Origin of the sequence: Flavobacterium selenitireducens (genome assembly GCF_014748335.1) — a bacterium.
Lineage (GTDB): Bacteria > Bacteroidota > Bacteroidia > Flavobacteriales > Flavobacteriaceae > Flavobacterium > Flavobacterium selenitireducens.
The window spans coordinates 65,645-90,696 of record NZ_JAAVIY010000005.1; the positions used below are offsets into that span (position 1 = coordinate 65,645).

21 protein-coding genes are annotated in these 25,052 nt (G+C 48.0%); 10 read left to right on the top strand and 11 right to left on the bottom strand.

What is annotated here, in order from left to right:
- The first annotated feature begins 67 nt into the window (after positions 1-67).
- Positions 68-706, top strand: a complete 639-nt coding sequence (locus HC229_RS09415) for a transglycosylase family protein (RefSeq protein ID WP_191020234.1) — start codon at positions 68-70, stop codon at positions 704-706.
- Between the two features lie 59 nt (positions 707-765).
- Here HC229_RS09415 and HC229_RS09420 read toward each other — a convergent pair whose 3' ends face one another.
- Genes HC229_RS09420 through dnaA form a run of 4 tightly spaced genes read right to left on the bottom strand, consistent with a single transcriptional unit; the run spans position 766 to position 3,813 of the window.
- The gene (locus tag HC229_RS09420) at positions 766-1,164 is read right to left on the bottom strand and encodes a lipocalin-like domain-containing protein (protein ID WP_191020235.1); all 399 of its coding nucleotides are present in this window, start codon (positions 1,162-1,164) and stop codon (positions 766-768) included.
- 30 nt (positions 1,165-1,194) lie between these two features.
- Positions 1,195-1,920 carry an SAM-dependent methyltransferase gene (locus tag HC229_RS09425; protein ID WP_191020236.1) on the bottom strand — a complete coding sequence of 242 codons (726 nt, stop codon included), beginning with the start codon at positions 1,918-1,920 and terminating at the stop codon, positions 1,195-1,197.
- On the bottom strand, positions 1,917-2,384 hold the full coding sequence (locus tag HC229_RS09430) for a low molecular weight protein-tyrosine-phosphatase (protein ID WP_191020237.1): 468 nt from the start codon (positions 2,382-2,384) through the stop codon (positions 1,917-1,919). The genes HC229_RS09425 and HC229_RS09430 overlap by 4 nt, the downstream gene beginning before the upstream one ends.
- Position 2,385: 1 nt before the next feature.
- Entirely contained in the window at positions 2,386-3,813 is a 1,428-nt protein-coding gene (gene dnaA, locus HC229_RS09435) for a chromosomal replication initiator protein DnaA (RefSeq protein WP_191020238.1), read from the bottom strand.
- A 191-nt stretch (positions 3,814-4,004) separates the two neighbouring features.
- Between dnaA and HC229_RS09440 the strand changes: the two genes are divergently transcribed.
- Positions 4,005-4,418 carry an acyl-CoA thioesterase gene (locus tag HC229_RS09440; RefSeq protein ID WP_191020239.1) on the top strand — a complete coding sequence of 138 codons (414 nt, stop codon included), beginning with the start codon at positions 4,005-4,007 and terminating at the stop codon, positions 4,416-4,418.
- Between the two features lie 55 nt (positions 4,419-4,473).
- Here HC229_RS09440 and HC229_RS09445 read toward each other — a convergent pair whose 3' ends face one another.
- From HC229_RS09445 to ribD, 3 genes are read right to left on the bottom strand one after another with little or no spacing between them, the layout of a single operon-like run.
- A complete protein-coding gene (locus tag HC229_RS09445; RefSeq protein ID WP_191020240.1) occupies positions 4,474-5,076 on the bottom strand; it encodes an IMPACT family protein in 603 nt (200 codons plus the stop codon).
- On the bottom strand, positions 5,077-5,685 hold the full coding sequence (locus HC229_RS09450) for an HAD family hydrolase (protein ID WP_191020241.1): 609 nt from the start codon (positions 5,683-5,685) through the stop codon (positions 5,077-5,079).
- Positions 5,663-6,709 (bottom strand): bifunctional diaminohydroxyphosphoribosylaminopyrimidine deaminase/5-amino-6-(5-phosphoribosylamino)uracil reductase RibD, encoded by a 1,047-nt coding sequence (gene ribD, locus HC229_RS09455; RefSeq protein WP_191020242.1) that lies wholly within the window; start codon positions 6,707-6,709, stop codon positions 5,663-5,665. The genes HC229_RS09450 and ribD overlap by 23 nt, the downstream gene beginning before the upstream one ends.
- Positions 6,710-6,772: 63 nt before the next feature.
- Here ribD and prmC point away from each other — a divergent pair, with 63 nt between their 5' ends.
- Positions 6,773-7,621: a peptide chain release factor N(5)-glutamine methyltransferase gene (prmC, locus tag HC229_RS09460; RefSeq protein WP_191020243.1), complete on the top strand. Its 849-nt coding sequence runs from the start codon at positions 6,773-6,775 to the stop codon at positions 7,619-7,621.
- A gap of 3 nt (positions 7,622-7,624) precedes the next feature.
- Positions 7,625-8,047: a hypothetical protein gene (locus HC229_RS09465; RefSeq protein WP_191020244.1), complete on the top strand. Its 423-nt coding sequence runs from the start codon at positions 7,625-7,627 to the stop codon at positions 8,045-8,047.
- On the opposite strand, the gene HC229_RS09470 is transcribed toward HC229_RS09465, so the two are convergent.
- Together HC229_RS09470 and HC229_RS09475 are read right to left on the bottom strand one after the other, a co-directional pair.
- Positions 8,038-9,273, bottom strand: a complete 1,236-nt coding sequence (locus tag HC229_RS09470; RefSeq protein ID WP_191020245.1) for an ABC transporter permease — start codon at positions 9,271-9,273, stop codon at positions 8,038-8,040. The genes HC229_RS09465 and HC229_RS09470 overlap by 10 nt on opposite strands.
- 6 nt (positions 9,274-9,279) lie before the next feature.
- Entirely contained in the window at positions 9,280-10,779 is a 1,500-nt protein-coding gene (locus HC229_RS09475) for a T9SS type A sorting domain-containing protein (RefSeq protein ID WP_191020246.1), read from the bottom strand.
- Positions 10,780-10,906: 127 nt separating this feature from the next.
- On the opposite strand from HC229_RS09475, the gene hisS reads away from it, so the two are divergent.
- Complete coding sequence (gene hisS / locus HC229_RS09480; RefSeq protein ID WP_191020247.1) at positions 10,907-12,283, top strand: histidine--tRNA ligase; 1,377 nt, start codon at positions 10,907-10,909, stop codon at positions 12,281-12,283.
- A 96-nt stretch (positions 12,284-12,379) separates the two neighbouring features.
- Here the strand turns inward: hisS and HC229_RS09485 are convergent, their stop codons facing one another.
- Entirely contained in the window at positions 12,380-18,892 is a 6,513-nt protein-coding gene (locus tag HC229_RS09485) for a choice-of-anchor D domain-containing protein (RefSeq protein ID WP_191020248.1), read from the bottom strand.
- A 795-nt stretch (positions 18,893-19,687) separates the two neighbouring features.
- Between HC229_RS09485 and HC229_RS09490 the strand changes: the two genes are divergently transcribed.
- The 5 genes from HC229_RS09490 to HC229_RS09510 all read left to right on the top strand — a co-directional run bounded on the left by HC229_RS09490 (position 19,688) and on the right by HC229_RS09510 (position 24,151).
- Positions 19,688-20,986: a tyrosine-type recombinase/integrase gene (locus tag HC229_RS09490; RefSeq protein ID WP_191020249.1), complete on the top strand. Its 1,299-nt coding sequence runs from the start codon at positions 19,688-19,690 to the stop codon at positions 20,984-20,986.
- 287 nt (positions 20,987-21,273) lie between these two features.
- Positions 21,274-21,741 (top strand): hypothetical protein, encoded by a 468-nt coding sequence (locus HC229_RS09495; RefSeq protein ID WP_191020250.1) that lies wholly within the window; start codon positions 21,274-21,276, stop codon positions 21,739-21,741.
- A gap of 2 nt (positions 21,742-21,743) precedes the next feature.
- Positions 21,744-22,793, top strand: a complete 1,050-nt coding sequence (locus HC229_RS09500) for a serine/threonine-protein kinase (protein WP_191020251.1) — start codon at positions 21,744-21,746, stop codon at positions 22,791-22,793.
- Between the two features lie 623 nt (positions 22,794-23,416).
- Positions 23,417-23,659, top strand: coding sequence for a hypothetical protein (locus tag HC229_RS09505; protein WP_191020252.1), 243 nt, complete (start codon positions 23,417-23,419; stop codon positions 23,657-23,659).
- Between the two features lie 45 nt (positions 23,660-23,704).
- On the top strand, positions 23,705-24,151 hold the full coding sequence (locus tag HC229_RS09510) for a hypothetical protein (RefSeq protein WP_191020253.1): 447 nt from the start codon (positions 23,705-23,707) through the stop codon (positions 24,149-24,151).
- 149 nt (positions 24,152-24,300) lie between these two features.
- Here the strand turns inward: HC229_RS09510 and HC229_RS09515 are convergent, their stop codons facing one another.
- Positions 24,301-24,576, bottom strand: a complete 276-nt coding sequence (locus HC229_RS09515; protein ID WP_191020254.1) for a helix-turn-helix transcriptional regulator — start codon at positions 24,574-24,576, stop codon at positions 24,301-24,303.
- Positions 24,577-25,052 lie beyond the last annotated feature (476 nt).

The following is a 25,052-nucleotide window of genomic DNA, read 5'->3' on the forward strand; positions in this document are numbered from 1 at the left end:
TGACCATTCGTTCTCGAGCGTTTTGATTGTCTTTTTTGGTAACGTCCACTGGAAGAAATCCAAAACCGTGATTAAAAAATGGGCATATTACGTTAGCATCATTACTATTATTGCATTTCTGAGCTCCGGATTCAGGCCGTTCCGGCTCGAAGCTCACGATTGGTTCAACACGACCGTTGAAGACCAACTCTCCTACAACTATCCATCGCTGAATTCCGCGGAATACGACAACAAAAAAGTGCCGTTCACGGGAAAATTTTTCGTGGCGTATAAAGAAGCTGTCGCGAAACGGGAATCCCAAGGCCAGTACAAATTGGTCAACACATTCGGCTATATGGGCAAGTACCAATTCGGAAAGTCGGCGTTGCGCGCCATCGGCATCCGCGATTTCAGAAACTTCCTAAACAGTCCCTCGCTCCAGGAAAAGGCGTTTGAGGCGCTGTGTGCCAAAAACAAATATGAGTTGCGTGAAGAAATCGCAAGGTACGAAGGCAAAATTGTCGGAGGTGTAAAAGTAACCGAATCCGGAATTCTCGCGGCGGCTCACTTGGGCGGCGCCGGGTCCGTAAAGCGCTTTTTCAAGAGCAACGGTTCTCGTTTTTTGAGAGACGGGTACGGGACGTCGATCAAGACTTACATGCGCAAATTCGGCGGTTATGAAACTTCCGGGATTGTGGCCGACAGCAACGCGACCGTTCAGCTATAAATCGCTTAATGTCAAATAAAAAAATCCTGTCAGCGGACAGGATTTTTTTGTTTTTTAAATCACGATTTTTTGAAGCGCATCGTGGCTTCCATCGCGCTTATCACCAATTCGGTATCGCTCAATTTCACTATATTTCCCGGCGGATTCTGGTCGTCCGGAATGCCCTCGGTCTTCTGATGGATCACTTTGCCATCGTCCGAAACGCTGTACGTTCCCGAGCCGGCGACAGAGCCGTCCGACTTTTTCCCTATATATTTCCCGTCTTTCTCGAAACAAATGACGTTGTTCAGTGCTTGTTTTTGTATTTCAGCCATGTTCGGCGGAGCTGGATCGATCGTGAATTCCACGAGCTTCCAACAACCCAAAAGTTGCTTTTCGACAGTAGCTTTTTGAGCAAATGCGCCATGACCGAGCAAAAGCAACAACGCTGTCGCTGTCAATGTCTTGAATATTTTCATGATATGATTTTAGGCTGTAAGTTAGGAAAACTATCCTTTGTGTAGGATAAAAATCGCCGGTCGGTTTTGAAGGTCGGGCAGGTTTTTTTTCCAGTCCGATACTTTCAATGTGCGGATGAATTCGGTCGGTAAGGTGATGTCGGCGGCAATGCAGAGCAGCGTGTTCGGCTGCAAAGCCTGAAGCATGTCTTCGACGAACTTGTTGTTGCGATAGGGCGTTTCTATAAACAACTGCGATTGGTTTTTGTCGCCTGACAGTTTTTCAAAATTCCTGATCGCGGTTTTTCGGTCGGTTTTGTCGATTGGCAGATAACCATTGAACGCGAAACTTTGCCCGTTCATTCCTGAACCCATCATGGCCAACAGAATGGAGGAGGGGCCTACGAGCGGAATGACCTGTATCCCGTTCTCATGCGCCAGTTTCACGATGACCGCCCCAGGATCGGCCACACCGGGGCAACCGGCTTCGCTCATCAATCCTACGTTTCTGCCGTGCAGCAAAGGCGCTATCATTTCTTTTAGTTCCGCCTCTTCGGTGCGTTTGTTCAACAGCGAAATCCGAAGGTCGGGCTGTTTCTTTTCAGGATGTACGGTTTTGATGAATCGACGGGCCGTCTTCTCATTCTCGACGATGTAGTCGTTGATGAAGTCGATCGTGCGTTTTATCGTTTGAGGCAAAACATCGCCCGGATCGTCGTTCTCGCCGAGCGTGGTCGGGATCAGGTAAAGCTTTCCTAAAATCGCAAACGGTTTCATGAGTGTTGTGCCTTTAGCCTGTCGGCTATGTTCGAAGTGGCTTCGTCCAGCATCGCGTACACTTTGTTGAATCCGTCGTGCAAGCCGAAGTAAGGATCGGGAACGTCCATGTTCTCGCCCGGGAAAAGTTCGTTCAATATGAGTTTGACCTTGCTTTTGTCCTGTTCGTTTCTCGCCATGTTCTTTACGTTGCTCAGGTTGCTCGAGTCCATTACGTAAATATGATCGAAATTGTCGAAATCGGAGACTTTGAACTGGCGGCCTTTTTGTTTGGAAATGTCGAGCCCATTGCGATGCGCGACCTCGATCGAACGTTCGTCCGGGCATGATCCGACGTGCCAATCGCCGGTCCCGGCAGAGTCGACCGTGAATTTTTCCTTCGGAAGTTTGGATGCTAAAAGTCCTTCCGCCAGCGGAGAACGGCAAATGTTTCCAAGGCAGACCATCAGGATTTTTACCGGCATATTACAAAGAGAGTTTCTTGTTGATATCCTCAACGAATTTCTTGAATTGCTTGTCTGTAGAGACGAGGTTGTCGACCGTCTTACAAGCGTGCAAAACCGTGGCGTGATCGCGATCGCCAATTTGGGATCCGATGTTGGCCAACGAGGCTTTCGTAAATTTCTTTGCAAAAAACATCGCCAGCTGACGCGCTTGGACTACGTGGCGTTTCCTTGTTTTCGACTGAAGCGTTTCGATATCCAATTGGAAATAATCCGATACGATTTTCTGGATGTATTCGATCGATATTTCGCGCTTCACATTCTTCACGAATTTCTCGACGACATTTTTCGCCAGGTCGAGCGTGACTTCCTTCTTGTTGAACGAAGATTGGGCGATCAATGAAATAATCGCGCCTTCGAGTTCGCGTACGTTCGTCTTGATGTTGCGCGCGACATACTCAATGATGTCTTCCGGCATCTCGACGCCGTCGCGGTACAGGATGTTGCGAAGAATCGACACGCGGGTTTCGTAATCGGGTTGGTGCAATTCCGCAGACAATCCCCATTTGAAGCGTGAAAGCAAACGCTGTTCGATATCCTGCATGTCAACGGGCGCCTTGTCGGACGTCAGGATGACCTGTTTCCCGTTTTGGTGCAGGTAGTTAAAAATGTGGAAGAACACGTCCTGGGTGCCTGATTTTCCCGAAAGGAACTGAACGTCATCGATGATCAGCACGTCGATGAGCTGATAGAAATGGATGAAATCGTTGCGGTTGTTCTTCTTTACGGAATCAATATATTGTTGGGTAAAGACCTCGGCTGAAATATACAGCACGGTCTTTTCCGGGTATTTGTCTTTGATCTCGACTCCGATGGCATGCGCCAAATGCGTCTTTCCCAAACCTACGCCTCCAAAAATCAAAAGCGGATTGAAAGAAGTGCCGCCGGGTTTGTTCGCCACGGCCATACCGGCAGAGCGCGCCAAACGGTTCGAATCGCCTTCAAGGAAATTGTCGAAACTGTAATTCGGGTTGAGCTGCGATTCGATCTTCAGGTTCCGGATTCCCGGTATCACAAACGGGTTTTTTAACTCCGGGCTGAGATTGCGCACCGGAGCGTCGACTTCCTGGGCCCGCATAGGTGAACGATGTGCGCTTGGCAACTGTTCCGTGAACGGTTGTTTGTTGCCGTAAGTATTCTCCATTTTGATTTTATAGAGTAACTTCGCGTTTTTGCCGAGTTCTTTGGTAAGGGCAACCTTGAGCAATTTTACGTAGTGTTCTTCGAGCCATTCGTAGAAGAATTTACTCGGAACCTGAATATAAAGTGCGTTGTCTGTGAGCTCAACTGACTTGATAGGTTCGAACCAGGTTTTGTAGGCCTGCTCCTGGATATTGTCCTTTATGAATGACAGACAGTTTTCCCATACCGATTGCGCAGTTTTGCTCATAAAATGGCTGTAAATTTTGAATTATTAAAGGTTATCTTACAAAAGAAAAGAAGGGTCTTCTGTACCTCTTTTGGGAGAACAAATATGTGAACAAAAATCGTTAAAAAAAAATTATTTGCCGGTTGATTTTTCAAAATTATTATTGTAAGCAAATAGTTAGAAAAATGTTAAAATTTCTTTATTAAATTTCCATGAGAGAAGACCAAATCCAAGTGCGTGTACGCTATTCCGAAACCGACCAAATGGGCGTCGTTTACCATGGTTCCTACATTCCGTATTTTGAAATAGGCCGCGTGGAATGGCTGCGCAGGCTTGGAGTTTCCTACAAATTCATGGAAGATGAAGGTATCGCATTGCCCATAGTTTCCATGCACATAAACTACAAAAAACCGGCGAGATATGACGAGCTGTTGACTGTTAAAACCAAGCTAAAAAAGCATGCCTCCGTCAAGATAGAATTCGACTGTAAGATAGAAAATGAAGGCGGTGACTTATTGACAACGGCCCACTTCATTTTGGTGTTCGTGGACATCAAAACGGGACGCCCACTTTCGCCTCCGGACTACATCAAAACCATCTTGGAAAAATTTGAAAACGAGGAATAAGTTTTCCGATAAATCACTCCAAAATATTCGCAATTGAAGTTTGGCAAATAGCAGGTCAAACCTCCGAAACTGAAATCCAGAACACGGCATCGAACGCGCCGACGGCTTCCGGTGCGTTGCGCTTGCGTACCGTGAATTCGATTTCGCAATCCAGTTCCATGCGTTGGGAAATCACGTTGAGATTTTTCTCCCGGATGATCCGCATCACCTTGTTGATATCCTTGTATTCAAATGCGACCTTGTAATGGAGATCGATCGTTTTTTCGACGATGTCCGACACTTCGAGCGCCATTTGAGCCGACGTCCGGTAAGCCGAAATCAATCCGCCGACGCCTAATTTGACGCCTCCGAAAAATCGGACCGAGACGATGAGCACATTGGTCAGCCCGAACGATTGTAACTGGCCGTAGATCGGCATTCCTGCAGAGTTCGAGGGCTCGCCGTCATCGTTTGCCCGGTAGTAGGTTTTCTCGGTGCCGATCTGGAACGCGTAGCAAAAATGAACCGCGCCGGAGTGTTGTTTCCGCAAATTTTCCAAATGCTGTTTCACCTCGTCTTCAGAAACGACGGGAAACGCGTATCCAAAAAACTTGCTTCCTTTTTCCTTGTAAAGCGTTTCCCCGGATGGAGCTGAAATGGTCTTGTAAGTATCGTTCAATTAAGCGGTCTCGAATTTTTTATCGAACAAATGTACGACATCTTCCTGACCAACCTGGAGCGTCCACACCTGCAAACCTGCCTGGCGCGCAGCATCGGTGTTTTCCTTTTTGTCGTCTATGAACAAAGTGCGCTTTGGCGAAAGATCGTGTTTGCGGATGATGTAATTGAAGATTTCAACGTCCGGTTTGCGCATGCCCATTTCGTAAGAGTAATAGACTTTTTCAAAACAGCGGTAAAAGTCGCCGGCGAATGTCGACCCGACAAGTTCTTCAAAATGAGCGATATGAATCTGGTCGGTATTGGTCAAAAGGAACATTTTGTAACGTCCGCAAAGCATCTGTAGAAATTCCAATCGCTCAAGCGGAAAATCGCCTATTACGAGGTTCCAGGCCGAACGGATTTCGTCCAGGGACGCATTCGGGACGTATTTCAGGAATCCGTTGAGGAATTGCTCCTCGGTAATCTGGCCTTTTTCGAATTTGTCATTGAGTCCGATCAGTTCGTCGTTCGGGCCTTCGAGACCCAATTTCCGGAACGCTTCCACCGAGGCTTCCTTGTTGAGGTTTATGAAAATATCGCCAAAATCAAAGATTATCGTGTTGATCATAATTGCGGAAAATTAAAAGTTCGTCGCCAAAAATGTTGTGTCGCTGCAGCGGATCTTGCGCAAAAACAGGTGCTTTCGTCCCGTCGCCCAATACAATGTCCGATTTGAAAACCCGGGCTTCGTCCCAAATTCCGGCATCGATGAAAGTCTGGAGCAGACGACTTCCGCCCTCTACGATAACAGATTGGATGTCGCGTCCGGAAAGGCCTTTGCATAAGCGTGCGGCAAGGTTTTCATCAAACGTCACGACTTCGGTTTCCACGCCATTTAACGGCGCTTCGGAAAATGCGATCGTTTTTGCCTGATTATCAAATATATGATTTTCTTTCGGAATGCGTTGCGAGCGGTCCAGAACTATCCGGATAGGATTTTTACCGAACCAATCGCGAGCCGTCAACGCGGGATTGTCGTCTATCGCCGTTTGCGTGCCTACAAGGATAGCGTGCTCCTGAGTTCTCCATTTGTGGACGATTTGTCGCGAATGGGAATTGGTGAGCCAAACGGGTTTTGCGTCGTCTTTTGCGGTCGGACCCAAAAAACCGTCGCGGCTTTGCGCCCATTTCAGGATCACGTACGGACGCTTTTTGTTTTGGAACGTAAAAAAACGGCGGTTGAGTTCGATGCATTTGTTTTCGAGAATTCCGACTATTACGTTTTTGCCCGCCGCCAGCAATTTCGCTACGCCTTTGCCGGCAACTTTTTCATTTGGGTCGACGCAGCCCACGACCACATTTGGGATTTCGTTGGCGATGATCAAATCGCAGCACGGAGGCGTTTTACCAAAATGACTGCAAGGCTCGAGCGTCACGTAAATCGTGGCTTTTTTGAGCAGTGATTTATCCTTGACGGAATTTACTGCGTTCACTTCGGCATGCGCTTCCCCGGACTTTCTGTGCCAACCTTCGCCAATGATTTTCCCTTCGTGTACGATCACGCTTCCCACGATGGGATTCGGGTAGGTCATGCCCAAGCCGTTTGCCGCCAATTGCAGGCAGCGTTCCATATAGATTTCGTGTTCACGCATTGCACAAAAATAGCGCAATTGGATCGGTTATGCGTATTTTTGCTGTGCGCTAAAAAATGATTTATGCTTATCAGGGACTTCCGCCAACACTTCCTATCCGAACTGGCAAAGCTGTACGACATTGTGGAAGCAGAGCGTTTTTTTTACATGCTGCTTGAAGAATACCGGCTGATGAAGCGCATCGACCTTTGGCTTTACCCTGACAGTTTTTTCTCGGATCACGAACTCATGGTCTTCTCGATTGCACTTGAAAAACTCAAAAAGCACATCCCGATACAATATATATTGGGTAAGGCGCACTTTTACGGATTGGAGTTCGAGGTCAATCCTGACGTGTTGGTCCCGCGCCCTGAAACCGAAGAATTGGTCGATTGGATCGTCAAGGACTACGAATTTCATCCGCATCCTAAATTACTTGACATAGGAACCGGAAGTGGCTGCATTGCGATCTCGCTTGCGAAGAACCTCAAAGATGCCGTCGTTTCAGCCATAGACGTGTCTGCGGCAGCGTTGACGATCGCAACACGAAATGCTCACCGCAATGCCGTACGGGTCGACTTCATGGAAACCGACATCCTTTCGGACACGGAATTGCCGAGGGATCTCAACGTGATCGTTTCGAATCCGCCTTATGTGCGCCATCTCGAAAAAGCTGAAATGCAGGCCAACGTGCTCGATCACGAACCACATCTGGCGTTATTCGTTGAAGACGACGACGCATTGCTGTTCTATCGCAAGATTGCCGAATTGGCCATAATTGCGTTGGCTCCCGGCGGAAAATTGTATTTCGAAATCAACCAATATCTCGCAGATCAGACGATCGATTTATTGAAGAGCAAAGGATTTTCTGAAATTCAGATGAGAAAAGATCTTTTAGGCAACGATCGCATGATCAAAGCCACAAAACAGTAACGTATGCAACGAACGATCGCGCAAAAAATGGGAGCGAAAACCGGAATGCGGGCGTATTTTTACAAGTCGGATTCGATTGAGGAAAATTTCGGCCTTCCGACTATGGAAATCAGGCGGCGTCTTACCGGAAAATTCAACTTTATCCACGCTTTCGTGATCACCCAATCGGAGTTCCGTAAGATTTTCCCGAAACTGCGCTCACACCTCGAACCGTCTGGAACGATTTGGGTTTCCTGGCCGAAATCGGGTCGGCTGAAAACAAATTTGACTCTTCCGAGGATAATCGAGATCGGCTACACGTTCGCAATGGTCGAAAGCAAGACGATTTCAATAAACGAGACGTGGTCGGCGATAAAATTTACGTTTCCGAAACCAGGCAAAACCTACGAGAACAGCTTTGGTAAACTCCCTGACGATTACTCGTAGCGCAACGCTTCGATAGGATCGAGACGTGAAGCTTTTATCGCAGGGTAAAGACCTGACACGATCGCAACGGCGAATGCGGTAAAAAATGCGGCGCCCATCGCGGCCCACGGAACCGCAAAGCTAAACTTCAGCAACATGGCGACGAGCGACCCGAGTAACATCCCGATAAGCATTCCCATTATTCCGCCAATTTGCCCGATCACCAGGGTTTCGATAAAAAACTGTGTGGCAATAGTGGCTCTTTTTGCGCCAAGTGCTTTGCGGACTCCGATTTCGCGGGTGCGTTCGGTTACCGACACAAGCATGATATTCATCAGGGCGATAGATGACCCGAAAATCGTGATGATGCCGATTCCCCATGCGGCTCCGGTCAGATAACCGGTAATGTCCTTGATCCTGTTGATGAGGTCGTCGCTTCGCGAAATGCCAAAATTGGTTTCCTGGATCGGATTAAGTCCCCTGATATTGCGGAATTCAAGGCGTGCGCGATCTACGGCGTCGTCGAGCATTTCCTTTTTTTGCACCATGGCGCTCACCGCGTAATTGATGTTAGGTTGGGTAAAAAGCGAGCGCGCGACCTGGATCGGGATAAAAACACGAAGGTCTTCGCTGTTTCCGAACGTCGAACCTTTTTCCTTGAGCATGCCGATCACTTTGAAGCGGGCGCCGCGGATCGAAATTACTTTGTCAATCGGATTTCCGTCTTTTAGAAGTCCTTTGCCAAAATCGGACCCGACGATGCACGAATAGGTGTTGTTTGAAATGTCGAATGGCGTGAAATTGCGGCCCTGGTCGACCTCGAGGCCGGAATTGGGCACGAAGAATTCATCCACTCCCATGACCCGGATGTCCGGATCGGTTTTTTGGGAGCCGTAACGCACTTCCGCAGCCGTCGTCGCCGTGAACGAAAGCGAGATCGTAGTGCCGGGAAAGTTGAAGTTTTCTTTGAACGCCTTGGCCTGGGCGTACGAAATGACAGGATTCGGCCGTCTTTCCTCTCCATCGTACTGCTGGCTGAAATCGTATTGCTGCAAGTTGAACGTATTGGCGCCCATAGACGCGAAATCTCGGGAAAGCGTATGTTCGAGTGCAGACACGATGGTCAGGATGCAAACGAGCGCCATGATTCCGATACCGATGATAAAAACGGTCAAAACCGTGCGCAGCAATTGGGCGCGGATCGAGCCGAGGGCGATTCTGATGTTTTCGCGAAGCAGTTTGAACATCGGCTACTAGATTTTTACAAATTTAGCGTTTTGCTTTTTACCATTTCTCATGTTTACCTGAAGAAAATAAACACCTTTTTCGAGTTTGCTCGCATCGATGGTTTGCAGGTCGTCGAGTTGTGCGGGCATTCGCTTGCCGTCCGCAGCGTAAATCGTCGCATGCGAAACGGGATCCGAAAAATACAACATGTCCGCAACCGGATTGGGATGAATGGAGAAGGCGTTTTTTAGCGTGTCCTGAGTTCCCAGCGTTCCGCCAATTTTGACGATCCAAAAATCCGAGGAACCGTGATGGCCTGCCGAAAGCATAAGGCTGTCCTGATTTGCACTTGCGACGAAAGCGTAGCCATCGTCGGGAGTTTTGGCCAGGCTACATCGCGCGGTCTGAAAGCCGGTGCCGCCATACGTCTTTTCCCATTCCAGCGATCCGTCGCTGTCTATTCGGACCATCCAGACATCATCGTTTCCGTTGTTGAAGCTCACATTGCCATCATTGCTCGTCGTGCTGCCCAATATCGTGAAAGTTCCGTCGGGTTCGGCCATCACGTCCGGGACAACGTCTTCAAGTGCTGATCCGCCGAGGCATTTCTGCCATTGCAGATTTCCATCATCGTCGATTTTGATCACCCATAGATCGCGAGCTCCCCAAAATCCCGAAACGTCGCCATTGTTGTTCGACTGGTTGCCGAAGGCATGGGTGTAACCGGCAACGACATATCCGCCGGCAGGCGCAATTGCGACGCTGGTTGCCCATTCCTCGCCGGTACTTCCGAATGATTTTTGCCATTGGATATGCCCGGTGGAATTTAACCTTACTACCCAAAAGTCAAGACCGCCATGGTTGAGGGTGAGGTCGCCGTCCGAAGATGCGCTTCCTCCTGCGAATATGTAGCCGCCGTCGGCCGTTTGCCTTATGTCACCTTGGGCTTCGATTCCACTGCCGCCGATACTTTGTTCCCATTCGATATCTCCGTCGTTTTCGAGCTTCGCTACCCAGATGTCCTGCGCGCTGTCTGACCCGAAGTCTGAGCTTGTCAAAATATAACCGCCATCGACCGTCGGATGGATTTCGCTTGCCGCACGCTGGGCAATCGTTTTGTCCCACTGCATTTCTCCGTCCGGATTCAATTTGACAATCCATGCGCCTTCGGAGTAATTGGCAGCAATTATATACCCTCCGTCCGGAGTTGGTGCTATCGATTCTGGGATCTCGTACTGACCGTCATCCGATGCGAAGGTTTTCTCCCAAATCAGGTTTCCGTTTGGATCCGTTTTTACGACCCACATGTCCTGGTATAAGACAGGAGGATTGGAGATGTCGCCATTTGTGGAATACGTAAAACCGACTGCGACAAGGCCTCCGTCTGTAGAAACGCAAATGTCTTGTGCAAAATCTTCAGACGAACCGCCAAAACATTTATGCCAGGTGATCTCGGGCGCCTGGGCATTCGATTTTGCTATTGCGCCCGCGGCGACGGCCAAAATGGCCAAAACCAATTTTCTCATGAGATTTGATTGGAATAAGAATCCGGGAAATTCATTTCGGGCTAAAGTACATTATTTAGAAGCATTGCGAAAGCGGTTTTTTATTCGGTTTACAAATCCCGATATTTGCCGTTCATATTGATAAATTATGGCACAAAAACCCGGCATACCGAAAGGCACTCGCGATTTTTCACCCGAAGAGGTGGCGAAACGCCAATACATCATTGGCATCATGAGATCGAATTTTGAAAAGTTCGGCTATCAACCCATCGAGACGCCCTCGTTTGAAAATTCGGATACCTTGATGGGGAAATACGGTGAAGAAGGCGATCGGTTGATCTTTAAGATATTGAATTCCGGCGATTATCTCGCAAAAGCCGACGAAGGCCATTTGTCGAACCGCGACAGTCTGAGGCTGACGTCGTCGATTTCCGAGAAAGCGCTGCGTTACGACCTTACCGTGCCGTTTGCGCGCTACGTGGTCCAGCATCAAAACGATATACAGTTTCCGTTCAAGCGCTACCAAATCCAGCCGGTTTGGAGAGCAGATCGTCCGCAAAAAGGGCGTTTCCGTGAGTTTTTCCAATGCGATGCGGATGTCGTCGGATCGACCTCGCTTTGGCAGGAAGTCGAACTCGTACAGCTTTACGATTCGGTTTTCGCCGACCTCGGACTTGACGGCGCCACGATCAAAATCAACAACAGAAAAATACTTTCTGGAATTGCCGAAACCATAGGCGCCAAAGACAAGCTCATTGACTTTACCGTCGCTTTGGACAAACTCGACAAGATAGGAGAGGAGGGCGTGCGCAACGAAATGCTCGGGAAGGGCATTTCGGCCGAAGCCATAAGCAAAGTCCAGCCGTTGTTTTCGTTCTCGGGAGACGTAGAAGAAAAACTCGGCAAACTAGCGGAATTGCTATCGACGTCCGAAGAAGGCAGGAAAGGCATAGCGGAATTGCGTTTCATCTGCGACAAGGTAAAAGCGCTCGGGCTCAAGGGCGCGACGCTCGACCTCGATGTAACCCTGGCGCGCGGTCTCAATTATTACACGGGTGCCATTTTTGAAGTCGTCGCCCCCAAAGTGGCCATGGGATCGATTGGCGGAGGCGGGCGCTACGACGACCTGACCGGGATTTTCGGACTGAAGGACATCAGCGGTGTCGGGATCTCATTCGGGCTTGATCGAATTTACCTGGTTTTGGAAGAACTCGGGCTGTTTCCGGAAACGGTTACTTCGGCCCCGAACGCACTGTTTTTCAACCTCGGCGAAAGCGAAGCACTTTTTGCGATGCAAGCCATCACGACTTTGCGAAACGACGGGATCCGCGTCGAGATGTATCCGGACAAAGCCAAAATGGACAAACAGTTCAAATATGCCGAGAAGCGCAACATTACCTATGTGGTCACGGTTGGCGAACAGGAACTTATCGACGGGAATTATTCGGTCAAGAACCTCGTCAGCGGACAAAAAACCACTATTGGAATTGCTGGACTGAAGGAACTTTTATCCGATAATTTCTAACCGGCCCCAAGCGTTTTCAAGATTCGTTACATAAAAAAAGCCTCCCGGTAGTGAGAGGCTTTTCCTTTTTGGGGAAAAAAGGGGAAATAAGGGTGTTTATTTAATGATGACTTTATGGCTCATTTGTCCGCCAGTGGTTTGGATCTTGACGATATACGTCCCGGCGCTGATTGTTTTCAGCGGGATGCGGATGTCGTTTTGCTCTTGTCCGACGACAGGATAGCTTCCGACGGTTTGTCCTAGCATGTTGATCAATGTCGCATCCGTTACGTCGACCGTTTCTACCTTGTTGTTGATGGCGAGCACGGTCGTCTTTTCGTCATATCCGACCTTGATTCCGTCCGCGAGGTTGTCCTGGCCTTTCGCAACCGTGTCGGCTTGTTCCGTGAACCGCAGATAAAAGCGGTTGGTGTGCGTCCCGGCGGTAATGCTCAGGGCGAAGTCCTGTTCGCGCAAATTGTGGTAAAGGCCGGTCAGCTCGTCATAGATGTAGATCGGTTGTTCTTCGTCGAAATGCTCAGTGGCGTCAAGGTTGAATTTTACGCTTCCGTTGACGGCTGCCTTAACTTCAAGCGGATAACTGCTGTTCGGGTTGAAATAGCCGTCTCCCTGTATGACTGCTTTGTGCGTTCCGATCCTGAAAACCAGTTCGTCCGCATTCGAATCGAAGTTGTCGGCGTCGTAACCCAGGTCGAAATCTGGTGTCGCCAGATTGGCCATGAACCCAATGAGCAACTGTCTGTGGTAGCCGTTAGTATAGTCGTAACCGATACGGATCTTAGGATATTGCGCTGCAGCCTGGTAACTGTCATCGGCATTGCGCAAGTCTGTGTTGGTCTCGATCGAGCCTAAATTGTTTCCGCCGGAATTCAACGGAACCGACGATTTGAACATCGCATACGAGAGTGCATTGTCTTCCTTGATGAAAAGGCGTTGGCTGTTGCGGAAGGTTATGTTCCCGCCTGTTGCCGAACCACTGACGAAGAAACCTTGTCCGACAGGAATAAAGCGCTTCGGAGTCTTGTTGCTCGATCCCAGGCCGCTGGCGTTCGGATGCGCTACAGGAGGCGTTCCTCCCACCAAGGTATAGGTCGCGTAACCACCTTGATATTGAGCCGTGACGTGTGTGTTGTTGGTCCCGAAATGTTCCCAGAATCGAATCGAACCAGTGATCACGCCGGCGTTGTCCGTCAGGAACGCATTCGCATCGAGAGCCGAAGGATAAGGGTTTCCGGTAAGGTTGAGATTGTTGGCGGCGATCGGAAGCGTGATGGTTCCGTTGTTCGGTTTCCCGACGAAAACATAGTTCTGGCTTTCGGTAAGTGCGCTGCTTCCTTTCATCGTAAACCCTTGGCCGGCGAGCAATGCCCCGTTTTGGCCGACATGGGCCCAATTGGCATAGCTGCTCGAGGTATTCTGGAATTTATAGATCCAGGCGCTGCTCATCGTGATCGGGCTTGTCGCCGACGAGTTCGTTCCCGAAGTCCAGTTGAGGTTCAATGGGTTGGCGGCGTTCGTGCCGTCGCGCAACACGGTATTGAGCGTGTAACTGTTGTTGTTCGTCGTGGCGTTGATCGCACCTACCGGAGACGCCCAATAGTTGTAATTGAACCGGTTCGTCGTGCCTTGCTGGTCTTTTTCGATACGGCCGCTGCTGCTAGGGTCGAGGTCGCTGAACTCGGTTTGCACGAGCTGGGATTTGGCCTGGAGGTCAAGTTTCCCGTCGAGTTTTAGCCACCAGCTGTTTTCAAGTTTATTGTTATTGCTGACATTGACCGTCACGCCCGGCTCGATCTTCATGCCGAGGCTGCTCTGGTTTACCGTCAAGTCAAGGTTGTGTTTGACATGGATGATCGACCACGGATAGGCGAACACATCGGCACCGTTCACAAAGTTGTTCTGGCTGACCGCTGTCTCAATGCTCGACGACTGGGTAGTCTCGAACGGCATAGGAGCAAGTTGGCCCCGAATGTTCTTGACGTTGTAGATGCGGGCCAACGAGTTGCTGTTTCCGGCATCTACGCCCGTTGTGATATGGTTGTCGATGACGTCGTCTTTAAAATTATCCATTCTGTAATACGCCAGCAACGATGACCATGAAGACGCTTCGATATTCTTTGGTACGAATTCTCCCCTGATCGCGGCCCCGTTCTGCCTGATTTCCTGATAAACCATTTTTTGCAATTGATCGGGCGTCAGGGCCACATTGAAGGCGCGGACTTCTTCTATCGATCCGTTGAAATAATTGGCATTCGAAGATGGATTTTTTCCCATCGTAAGTTTGATCGCACTGGCATTCAAAGCGCCCGAAAGGCCAGAGACTGACGATGTGCTGATTTGTTCCCCGTTGAGGTACAGCCTTAGTTTTGTTCCGGAATCGCTTCCGTTGTAGACTGCGGCGATATGATACCAGCGGTTCGGGACCAACAGCGTCGAACCAGAGGTAATGGTAACGCCTTTTGCAAAAGTCCGCAACTGTCCGGTTCCGACCACGCGCATCAGAAAGTTGTCCTGTCCGAAGACGACGCCGTCTGTGTTGTAGCCGTTTCCGAGCTTGATCCATCCCATGATTGTCGACTGCGGAAGCCCGCTGAGGACTTGTGAACCTTCGGCATAGTCGTTCCTTCCGTCAAAATCGATGTAGAGTTTGCGTTCGAGATCGCGAGGAGAGCCCAACGCATTAGTCGCGGTGTCGAACGTGTCGGGGATACCGTCCCTGTCGATATCCGCTGTACCATCGATACGACCGTCGTTATTGGCGTCGAGGTTTGCATATAACCCGGCCCGGATGTCGAAAATACCGTCGTTATTGGAATCGAGTTGCCTGAAATCGGGCAATCCGATCAGGTCCGTATTCTGGGCTTGCGGACGAACTTGCGTGCCGTAGCCGTTTTGCGTGTCGAAAATGTTGAGGATGCCGTCGAGATCGGTATCTGGCCCGTCGCCGAGACCGTCTCCGTCGATGTCTCCGTCTCCATTGAAAATTCCGGCTTCGTCAATATCAAAAACGGAATCATTGTCGCTGTCGAGATCCTGGAAATCGCGCACTCCGTCTCCGTCGGTGTCAGGCAATATGTAAGTTCCGCCGGCAATCATCGCATCGATGGAATCGTGTAGGCCGTTTGAATTGTTGTCTACCCAAACGCCTGCCGTGGCAAGATCCATTTTGGCACGCCCGCCGCTGAGGTTATAGAAACCGGCTTCTTCGATATCCGGAATACCGTCGTTGTCGGCATCGAGGTCAAAAATGTTGGAAATGCCGTCGGAATCCCTGTCGCAGTAATTTTGCTTGATCGTGATATCGTCTATGGCCAAATCATTTCCGCCACCGCCGGGTGCGTTGTTGCGGAAGCGGATGATGAAAGACGTGACGTTTCCGAGGTTGACGCTCGTAGTGTACTGTCTCCACTGGCTGTCGATACAAGAGTTGTCGGCAGTCGTGGTACCGCATCGGCCGATGTCGCCGGTGTTATACGACGAGATCAGGTTGTTCGACATATCGCGGAACTCCACTGTGATGTTCGGCAATATGGAATTCGGATAAGTGTGTTGGGACATGATGTTCAAGGCCCAGAAACTGTAGGTGATCGGAACGTTCGGCATGATGCCGCCTATCGTAGTCTCATAGAAAATACCAGGAGTGTAACTCGCGTTGAACACGGCCATGCGACCATAAGTATCGCCGGGAGTGTGGTCTTCAAAACCGTTCCAGGCCAAATCCCCGTGAATGTTGTCAGGATGGTTCGCCGTAGTGTTGGCAATCCTGTGGACGACTACGTATTCCCCGTCGTCGAGAATCGCGCTCGACTGGCTCGGACACGCTCCGGTGTTCGGCTGCACGATACCGTCTTCGTAGCAATACGTACAGCTCGCGCCAGGGATGTTGATGTTGATTTGGCCCTTTGTCGTTCCGGCCCCAAAAGTCTCATTGAGGAAAACGTGTTCGGTTGTCCCGGCAAATACAGATTGTGCGCAATTCGACTGTTCGAGTGTGTCGATGATGCCATCGTTGTCGTCGTCGATGTCGACATTGTCGCTGACGCCGTCTCCATCAGTGTCCGGATACGTTCTCACGCCAAGGCCCGTCAGTGAAAAATTATAAGGGCTTTCGTCAAAATCGTCATTGAGTATGTACATCGCCGCGTTTTTGACGCCTACCGTCGTCGGCGTGAAGCTGATCTGGAAGGTGACCGTCGCGCCTTGGGCAACCGTCGTGGGCGGTGCCGTCACGATAGCGAAATCGGCTGCGGCGGCTCCGGTAAACGAAATGGCGCCAAGGTTAAGCGTACCGAATCCTGTGTTGGTAATCGAATATGATGCGATGGCTTGACCGCCTTGCATCGAGACCGAACCGAAATCGGTATTGTCGATTACGGAAGTCGTCGCGTTTCCGTCCGGGATCACGACACCGTTTCCGCTAACCTGCATGTCAGGGTCGCTTCCGAAACCGGAAATCGCGAAATCGTATGGATTTTCGTTGCTGTCGTTGTTCGGTATGTTGACCGTTGCCGTTCGGGTTCCCGCTACGGTCGGGTCGAACGAGACTACGATTGTCGTAGACGCGCCAGGTGCGAGCGACGTAACAGCCGGTTGGGTAACGGCAAAGTCGGAAGGGTTGGTTCCACCCAACGTTACCGTGCCGAGGTCAAGTATTCCTGCCGAAGCAAGGTTGTAAATCGTAAAGGTTCGGTTGATCAATCCGGTTTGCAACGGCGTGTTGCCAAAGTTGGTCCAGTCGTTGGCGCTTGGAGTTGAATCGCCGTCTGTTATGCTGTTGTTGTTTCCACGGACGTCAATTTCAGGATCGGTTCCGATAGCCGAAACGGCGAAAGCATATTGTGCGTTATTGTCGTTGCTGTTGATGGTGATCGTCGCTGATTTCGTTCCTGTCGAAGTAGGGTCGAAAGTGACCACGAATGTGGCCGAAGCACCCACCGCAATCGGTTCTGTCGGAAATGACGTAATCGTGAACTGTGCGTTACTGGCAGTGATACTGGTGATTGTCAATGGAAAACCGGCACCGGCGAGATTGTGAATCGCAAAGGTTTGGGAAATGCTGGTATTGCCGATGATGTTCACCGATCCCAGTTGGGTTCCATCGGTCGCTGAAGGAGTTGTGTCTCCGTCGGCAATCGTGTTGCCGTTGCCCTGGACGCTGATGTCCGGGTCTGCGCCCGTTCCCCTGAGGTTGAAGTTGTACGGATTGTTGTCAGGATCGTTGGTTGCGAAATTCATTACTACATTTCGAACGGTTACCGCATTTGGGTTGAACGTTACCGTAAAATCTGCCGATGCGCCGAACGGAATGCTTGCCGAAGTAGGCGTAACGGTAAAGTCTGCGTTTCCGGTGCCCGTGAACGTGACGCCTGTAATGTTGAGTTGTTCTGAAGCTGCTCCGTTCGTCACGCGGAATGTTTTGACAATCGTTCCGTTTGATACGTTTGTCGTGCCGAAATCGGTGTCGTTCGAAGTGGATACTACCGTGCTTCCATCGGCTATGAACACGGAATTTCCGGTTACCGACATGTCTACAGGCGTGCTTCCGAATCCTTGTACTTGAAAGGTGTACGGGTTTTCATCGGGATCGTTGCTGGCGATGACGACCGTTGCGTAACGATAGCCCGTCGCAGATGGGTTGAACCTGATGGCGACGGCCGCGCTTGCTCCCGCGTTGATCGTAGTGGCCGGGGTAGTCGTAACGGAAAAATCGGCGGCATGCGCTCCCGTTATGGTAACTGCGACGCCCGTCAAGGCTGCCGTGCCCGTGTTCTGGATCATAAAATTTCGTGTAAGATTGATCGCGCCGGCTTCGGTCACGTTTCCATAATCGGTAAAATCGTTGGCAGCAGGAGTTGTATCCCCGTTTGAAATTGTATTTCCATTTCCGATAAGGTTGATATCGGGAACCACATAACTTACGATAATATAGCCGTTCGCTCCGTTGCCGCCGGTGCGGTTGGGGCTGTTGCTGCGCCAGGATCCGCCGCCTCCACCGCCCGGGAATGTACCCGAAGTTCCGTTTCCTGCACTAGTGCGCCCGTTTCCGCCGTCTCCACCATTTCCCGGGGCATTTGCGCCCGTCGCATTGGTGGCGTCGATACCGTTTTGCGCGTTGGATGCAGACGATCCTCCACCTCCGGCATATCCGGCCGCACTATTGGCTCCGTCACCGCCTGAAAACTTATTCGTACCGACAGAAGCCGCGGACGAGCCGCCATTTCCACCGGTAGAGCCGTTGTTAGGAGCACTTGCACCACCTTTGGCGCGTATCGTTGAAGTATTTAAAAACCATGAGTCCTCTCCGGCTGCGTCGTCATCCGACCCGCGCCCTACGTAGAGATTGATGACCTGTCCTGGAGTGACGCTTACCGGACCGCCGGCAAAAGCACCGCCGCCACCTCCGCCCGTGCGACCGTTGGATGTCCGGCTTCCGCCATGTCCGCCGGCGCCCCAAGCTTGTATCGTGACCGACGTCACACCGGCCGGGACCGTAAAGCTGTCGTTACCAGGAGTGCTGAATGTTTGGGTTTGTGAGAATCCCGTTACGCCGAAGAACAGCATAAAAACGAAAATTCCCAGTTTTTTTTCGAGTTGCGTAAAGTTGTCCATAACTCTGTTCGGTTGTTTGTAAGTACCAGACTTAGTGTTAGTTAAAATTTATTTTTCGAATTGGTGTGTACGTTGCGATCATTCTCTCTTGCTGCGCATCGTTAAATTCCTTTCGTGGCATCAAAGAAATTTTAACAGGTCAAATGTAGAAGTTCGCTTGGAATTAAAAAATTTTTTCATCGATAAAATGCATAAAATATCGATGAAATGCACAATAATACGTTATTTGTAGGTAAATATTTACGATAAATGCCCGACAAAGTGTAGTATTAGTAATTGTTTAACTTTTTTTAATACGTTAGCATTCAGCGTGGTACGTGCATTTCGTTGGGGCTTAACAAATTTTGGGAAATTGGTTTATTACGTTTCAGTTATAAAACCGTGAAGCTATTTTAGTCGGCAGAGATACAATTTCGAAACACGCTTCAGCAATTTCGAAATTGGGACAAAGGAAGCTTATTGTTCGGCGCCGGTTTGGCAACTTTAAAAAGTGGTGTGGAACATAACCGGCTACGATGGGCGAGGTTCCGATAGCAAAGTGAACGGCATAAAAAAAGCCGTCATTGCTGACGGCTTTAAAGTAGCGAGGACGGGAGTTGAACCCACTTTACAACCCACTTTTTTATTTTCATCGTTAAATGGGGTTTGGCCGCGCTAACCTTACAATAACGGCCATTTTCGCTCATCGGTAAATGTTTATATCTGTCAATATCGCCCGTATATTTGTAAAGTTTTGGTTTGGCAAATGTTTGGCAAGTATTCAAAAAGCTTATCTTTGAGGTAAACTACTACTTTATGGCTACCTTGAAATTTAGGGTTCGCAGCAACGCGAACAAGCACGTCTCCATTGCTGCAATCTTAAGCGTCGGACGCGACAAGGTTTATGAACTTAAGACAGGATTGACCATAAATCCGAAAGACTGGAGCAAAACTACAGGGCGCCCAAAGCAGAACAATCCGGAAAACAAAAACTTGAATGCAGATCTTCAGAAGCTCGAAACCTTTGTGCTCAATCGGCTTAACATCGATTCATCGAAAGGGGTAGAGCCTGGTAGCCTGTGGCTGGAAAACATCATCAACGAGTGTTTCGGGCGGTCCAATGCGTCAGCCGGGAACCGTCTCGATTCGCACATCCAATACATCATAGATAACGCGGCCACTCGACGCGTTAAGGGAAGGTCAAAGCTTGGTATTTCTGAGAATAGAATCAAGACATACAAAACATTTAAGCGCATTATCGAAGAGTATCAGACGGTGATCCGAAAGCCAATTCTATTGACTGAGATCAGCAAGCCATTTGTTGAACGCTTTACGAACTGGCTGTTGAATGTGAAAAAATACTCGATCCTTTACAGTGGCAAAACACTGGACAACCTTAAGGGATGCTGCCTGGATGCGATGTCAATGGAAATACCAGTGCACAAATATGTGCCACAAATCGAGAGTTTTACAGAGGCCGACGAAGATCGATATATTGTAACGCTTTCGTTTGATGAATTGGAAAAAATTAAGAACGCCAAGATCTCAGGAATGGCATTGATAAACGCCCGGAAATGGATCTTGATTGGCTGCGAAATAGGCCAACGGGCCGGTGATCTCCTTAAACTCACCACCGACAATATCCGCTACAAAGGCGGTAATATGTACATTGACCTGATCCAAGAGAAAGGAAAGAAGCATGTGACCGTAGGAGTAATCAATCCTGACATCATCAACATAATCGAAAATGAATTCCCCTATGCAATAAGTCTGCAGAAATTGAACGAGTATATCAAGGCCGTCGCACTTGAGTCAGGCCTCGACCAAAAAATTGAAGGCCGAAAGATGGATAAAAAATCGAAAAGAAAGGTGCTTGGGTATTATCCAAAGTGCGACCTGATCACGGGCCATAGCTTTCGGAGAAGTTTCGCCTCCAATTATTACAAACGGATTCCAACGCCAATTATCATGGGCATAACTGGCCATGAAAAAGAATCGACGTTTTTGAAGTATATCAACAAGCGCGAGGATAAAGATGCAAATGCGGATTTGTTTATGCAGTTTTATCAGCAGATTCAACGCGACAATAGGCCTGTCCTGAAAAAAGTACTCTAAAGTTATTATAGTATCGGCTCGCTCAATTAGAAGGCCGTTCACCGTAGCCCGGACATCACTAACAAGGTTTACAAAGTGGGTAAAGAAAAGCGGGAACGGGAGGTTTTGAAGACGCTGGAGATTAATATTCAAGGACGTTAATGTAATTCATCGACAATAAGAGTACTTACGTCGAAATTTTAGCTAACGCTATATTTTTTAGTTATGTTTGGTTAACTAAAATCTCCATTTGATCGTGAGGAAGCGATCATTAGGGGATTTTTGCATTTAATAACCAACAAACATTTATGAAAACATCTATTGGTATTAGGGCCACTCCTAGCCAGGTATTTTATTCTGTAGTTACCGAAACAGATAATAACATTGAAATTAAGCTGACTGACAAAGTCATCCTTCCAAAATCAATGGAGACGCCTGAACAACTTAAGTTTCTCAGAAGTACATTGCTAGACATTATCAATGAAAACAATGCAACTTTAGGTTGCATAAGAATCGCCGAGGCTAGTGCCAGAAGCATCTCCGTGCCGCGAATTTATTTGGAGGGCGTTATTCAGGAACTCATCGCCAGTTCCTCCATTGAAAGATATTACGTTGGGCAGATATCCAATATTAGTGCAAAGCTTAATATCAATCGAAATGAATTCAAACCATTTGTTGCTAACGAAAACATATTTATGGGGATTGCAATTTGGCCGGAGCTGAATGCCGAAACAAGGGAGTGTGTAATGGCCGCAATTAGCGCCTTAAATCTATAATCATGCCGTTAGGACTTTTTACAGCGCAACTCAATTTCGAAACCTTACGGGAAATCGGTCAGGCGGGAAGAAATTCCCAAGTTTTTTTAGCACATGATAAACAGATGGATGGCGAAATTGCGGTAAAGCAAATAGCCAAAGCGAGAATGCCCCATGCCGCAGAATATTATCGAGAATCTAAGATTTTATACGGTTCTGCCCATCCCAACGTAGTTTCTGTCCATTATGGATGCGAGGACACGGACAATATTTACATAGCTATGCCGTTTTATAAAAATGGATCCCTAAAGTCTGCAATGGCATCGCGATCACTTTCGGTCAGGGAATGTATTCGTTATGCCGTCCAATTTTTATCAGGATTGAACAATATTCACTCTAAAGGTCTCATACATTTCGACGTGAAACCTGACAACATTTTATTGTCGGACTCAAACGAAGCACTGCTTTCTGATTTCGGCCTAGCAATGGCGATGGATTTACTTGGCTTCGCTTCTCCGGATCAGGTATACGGCAAGCAAATACCGCCAGAATATTTCACAGGTAATCCCCATACTCATCATTATGATATCTACTTGGCTGGTCTAACCCTTTATAGAATGTTAAACAGTGACCAACATTTTACCCGCCAACTTAATTTTACAGTTGAACAGGACTACTACGATGCTATTTTGGCCGGAAATTTTCCAAATCGCAATGCATACCTTCACCACATCCCGAAAAAATTACAAAGGATTGTGAATCGTGCACTCAGTGTGGACGTGGCAGATAGATATGATACCGTTCTCGATTTTATTAATGATCTTAATGAAATTGATGAAAATCTAGATTGGTTTCATAGTAAGGTGGGCTATGTGGAAGAATGGATTCGCACGGAAGGTGATCGGCGCTTTGCTGTTCGGCTCGACAGAAGAAATTCAGCTAACATAACAATTGAATGCACAAAAACTATAATTTCGTCAAATAGAACCACTCGTCTAACCAGACACTGCAAAACTGGCCTAACGAACGCTAATGTTCTAAGCAATATTAAAAAAACCTTACTTGACGTTTGACCAAGAAAAAAATAACATATAATCCCAAAGGGCTAAAAAGGGCGGACAATGCTTCGCCAAAACAAATTTTACCCAAACAAGAAGTCAATTTCAGCAAATTGGACATTCATCATTACGGCCATTACTTAAAGATAACATTGAAAAAACCGTAAATTTTAAAAGGCCATTTCAATGGCCTTTTTTTTGTTTTAAAAAGTTAATTAGGAATTCTTCCATTGACTCGCATGGAATTTTTCCAATAGCTTTGTACGATGGAATGGCGAGGTGTTCATCATAAGCAGAAGGTAGCAATATGCCTGATGTCTGGAGTCTGGCTAAGTGGAAATTTCCTGACGCACTACATCGTTCATAAATTCATAGATCCTGGCATCGAGGGTGGCGTCAAGCTTACCCCAGAGGAAACAATTGCTATCATAGAGAAGTATGGACGCCAATTATGGACAATGCATTGGAATTACGAGTCCGGAAAGTTCGACATCGCCCAGCAGGTTTTCGTGTACCAAGGCGCGAACGAAAAGTTTTTGACTGTTCTTCCTTCCAATCATCACACCCGAAACTTGCGGCATTCAATGAATTATTGTTGGAGTCATTCCGCTACGCCGCAGCTAGAGAAAACTCCTTAAATGAATAAACAAGACAGAATAAGATCCATCAAAAAAGAGTTGGATGAAATTGAAATTCAACTTGCCCTGCTCGAACAAATGAAACAGTCAATTACGTGTCGCAAAGCATTATTGACTTCGGAGCTGGAAGCCGTGGGGGCTTCCGCTCCGGCCCGCAAGGGATCAAAGATTATTACTCCTGAGCAAAGGTTAAAGGTTCGAGCTGAGCTCACTAAGGGAGCAAAGCCTTGGGGAAATCCGTAAAGTAACTGGAACAACATTTGATATATTTACAGCAAACAGCTGATCATGAAATATATCTACCTTTTGGGCGTACTTTTCTTCGCCACATTACTGCAAGCACAAAGCACAAGCTATATTCATAAGAAAGGAAAGACGTCGATCGTCACTGTCAATGCCGAAACTTATCCAGGCGATGATTTTCTTCGCGTCAATTCGTTTCGCGGGGAAGTGGACAAGGTTGAATGGGCAGACGCGACCAATATCGTTGAATACACCTTCCTTGGGTGGGACGGGCAAACGCTGTTTGTGAAGCGGACCGAGAATGATCATGTGATGAACAGGAAGGAAGTTGACGAGCTTAGATTCCGGATTGAATCAGGCAAACCGAACGAAATAACGTTGATTGGCCAGGCCGGACAAAAGGAACCGCTTCCGGTGAAAGTTCAGGTTGAGGTATCGAACAATGGGCTTAAGGCAAAATATTTAGGTGCTTTGCCCCTTCACCTTCAATAGAAACTGGTTCGCAGCAGCAAGGGCGGCTTTTCCGCGATTGTAGTCAGCTGAGGTGTCGCGTTCCTTACGCAAGTGTTCATGGAACCGAACAGCATCCGCGCCTTTCAAATCTGGAGTTATTTTAATTGGGTTTGCCATAACTCAAATGATTATTCGCTTGTTTTATAAAGTTCCCCAATTAGGACCTGCTTGCCATCACGTATCACATAGACATTTTCGCTCTTAAGCTCCCTGGTAGGAATAAATAGATCACGGACGTCAACATCGAGTTCTTCAGCAATCTTCAAAAGCAACTCGGGCTTTGGGAAACTTTTGTTCTTTAGGATACTCGAAATACTAACAGGAGTTACCCCAACCCTTTCGGCAAAGTCTTTTCCGTTAATTTTCCTTTCGGATAATAGTTCCCTAATTCTCAGTATCTCCATAATTATAAAAGTTTCTCCAAAGGTATATATTTATAGCATCGCTTTAAGTTTTTTGAAATAAATTATAGTAAACATATATTATATTAAAGAATTGGTTATATTTGTCTAGTAAATAATTAAAGTAAAACTTAATTTTAGATAATATGACTACTACTACTGTATTTCACGACGCCTTAAATTTTTTGACTTATAACACAGAAATAATGTTGGCGGGCACGCATCCGGACGCTGATTGCCGCGTCGATTACTTTGATATGACGTGCAAGGAAACGGACCAATCCACTATTATAGACAGGCTTCCTTTGGATCTTAAAAGGCACCAAATCATGTCTTTCAAAACTTTTCGAACTTATCATCCGAAATTTGGGCCAGAACACGGGGATTATATCAAGCACGAAATCAGCTTAAAGGCATCGGCCTAACTTCAACGATCAAAGCACTTACGGGGTGCTTTTCGTTTTTATACAAACTTCTTC

What these genes read in the sequence shown, in the direction of transcription:
- HC229_RS09420 (WP_191020235.1), bottom strand. Translation starts at nt 1,164, where the DNA reads ATGAAAATATTCAAGACATTGACAGCGACAGCGTTGTTGCTTTTGCTC.
- HC229_RS09425 (WP_191020236.1), bottom strand. Translation starts at nt 1,920, where the DNA reads ATGAAACCGTTTGCGATTTTAGGAAAGCTTTACCTGATCCCGACCACG.
- HC229_RS09430 (WP_191020237.1), bottom strand. Translation starts at nt 2,384, where the DNA reads ATGCCGGTAAAAATCCTGATGGTCTGCCTTGGAAACATTTGCCGTTCT.
- dnaA (WP_191020238.1), bottom strand. Translation starts at nt 3,813, where the DNA reads ATGAGCAAAACTGCGCAATCGGTATGGGAAAACTGTCTGTCATTCATA.
- HC229_RS09440 (WP_191020239.1), top strand. Translation starts at nt 4,005, where the DNA reads ATGAGAGAAGACCAAATCCAAGTGCGTGTACGCTATTCCGAAACCGAC.
- HC229_RS09450 (WP_191020241.1), bottom strand. Translation starts at nt 5,685, where the DNA reads ATGATCAACACGATAATCTTTGATTTTGGCGATATTTTCATAAACCTC.
- ribD (WP_191020242.1), bottom strand. Translation starts at nt 6,709, where the DNA reads ATGCGTGAACACGAAATCTATATGGAACGCTGCCTGCAATTGGCGGCA.
- prmC (WP_191020243.1), top strand. Translation starts at nt 6,773, where the DNA reads ATGCTTATCAGGGACTTCCGCCAACACTTCCTATCCGAACTGGCAAAG.
- HC229_RS09465 (WP_191020244.1), top strand. Translation starts at nt 7,625, where the DNA reads ATGCAACGAACGATCGCGCAAAAAATGGGAGCGAAAACCGGAATGCGG.
- HC229_RS09470 (WP_191020245.1), bottom strand. Translation starts at nt 9,273, where the DNA reads ATGTTCAAACTGCTTCGCGAAAACATCAGAATCGCCCTCGGCTCGATC.
- HC229_RS09475 (WP_191020246.1), bottom strand. Translation starts at nt 10,779, where the DNA reads ATGAGAAAATTGGTTTTGGCCATTTTGGCCGTCGCCGCGGGCGCAATA.
- hisS (WP_191020247.1), top strand. Translation starts at nt 10,907, where the DNA reads ATGGCACAAAAACCCGGCATACCGAAAGGCACTCGCGATTTTTCACCC.
- HC229_RS09485 (WP_191020248.1), bottom strand. Translation starts at nt 18,892, where the DNA reads ATGGACAACTTTACGCAACTCGAAAAAAAACTGGGAATTTTCGTTTTT.
- HC229_RS09490 (WP_191020249.1), top strand. Translation starts at nt 19,688, where the DNA reads ATGGCTACCTTGAAATTTAGGGTTCGCAGCAACGCGAACAAGCACGTC.
- HC229_RS09495 (WP_191020250.1), top strand. Translation starts at nt 21,274, where the DNA reads ATGAAAACATCTATTGGTATTAGGGCCACTCCTAGCCAGGTATTTTAT.
- HC229_RS09500 (WP_191020251.1), top strand. Translation starts at nt 21,744, where the DNA reads ATGCCGTTAGGACTTTTTACAGCGCAACTCAATTTCGAAACCTTACGG.
- HC229_RS09505 (WP_191020252.1), top strand. Translation starts at nt 23,417, where the DNA reads ATGAATAAACAAGACAGAATAAGATCCATCAAAAAAGAGTTGGATGAA.
- HC229_RS09510 (WP_191020253.1), top strand. Translation starts at nt 23,705, where the DNA reads ATGAAATATATCTACCTTTTGGGCGTACTTTTCTTCGCCACATTACTG.
- HC229_RS09515 (WP_191020254.1), bottom strand. Translation starts at nt 24,576, where the DNA reads ATGGAGATACTGAGAATTAGGGAACTATTATCCGAAAGGAAAATTAAC.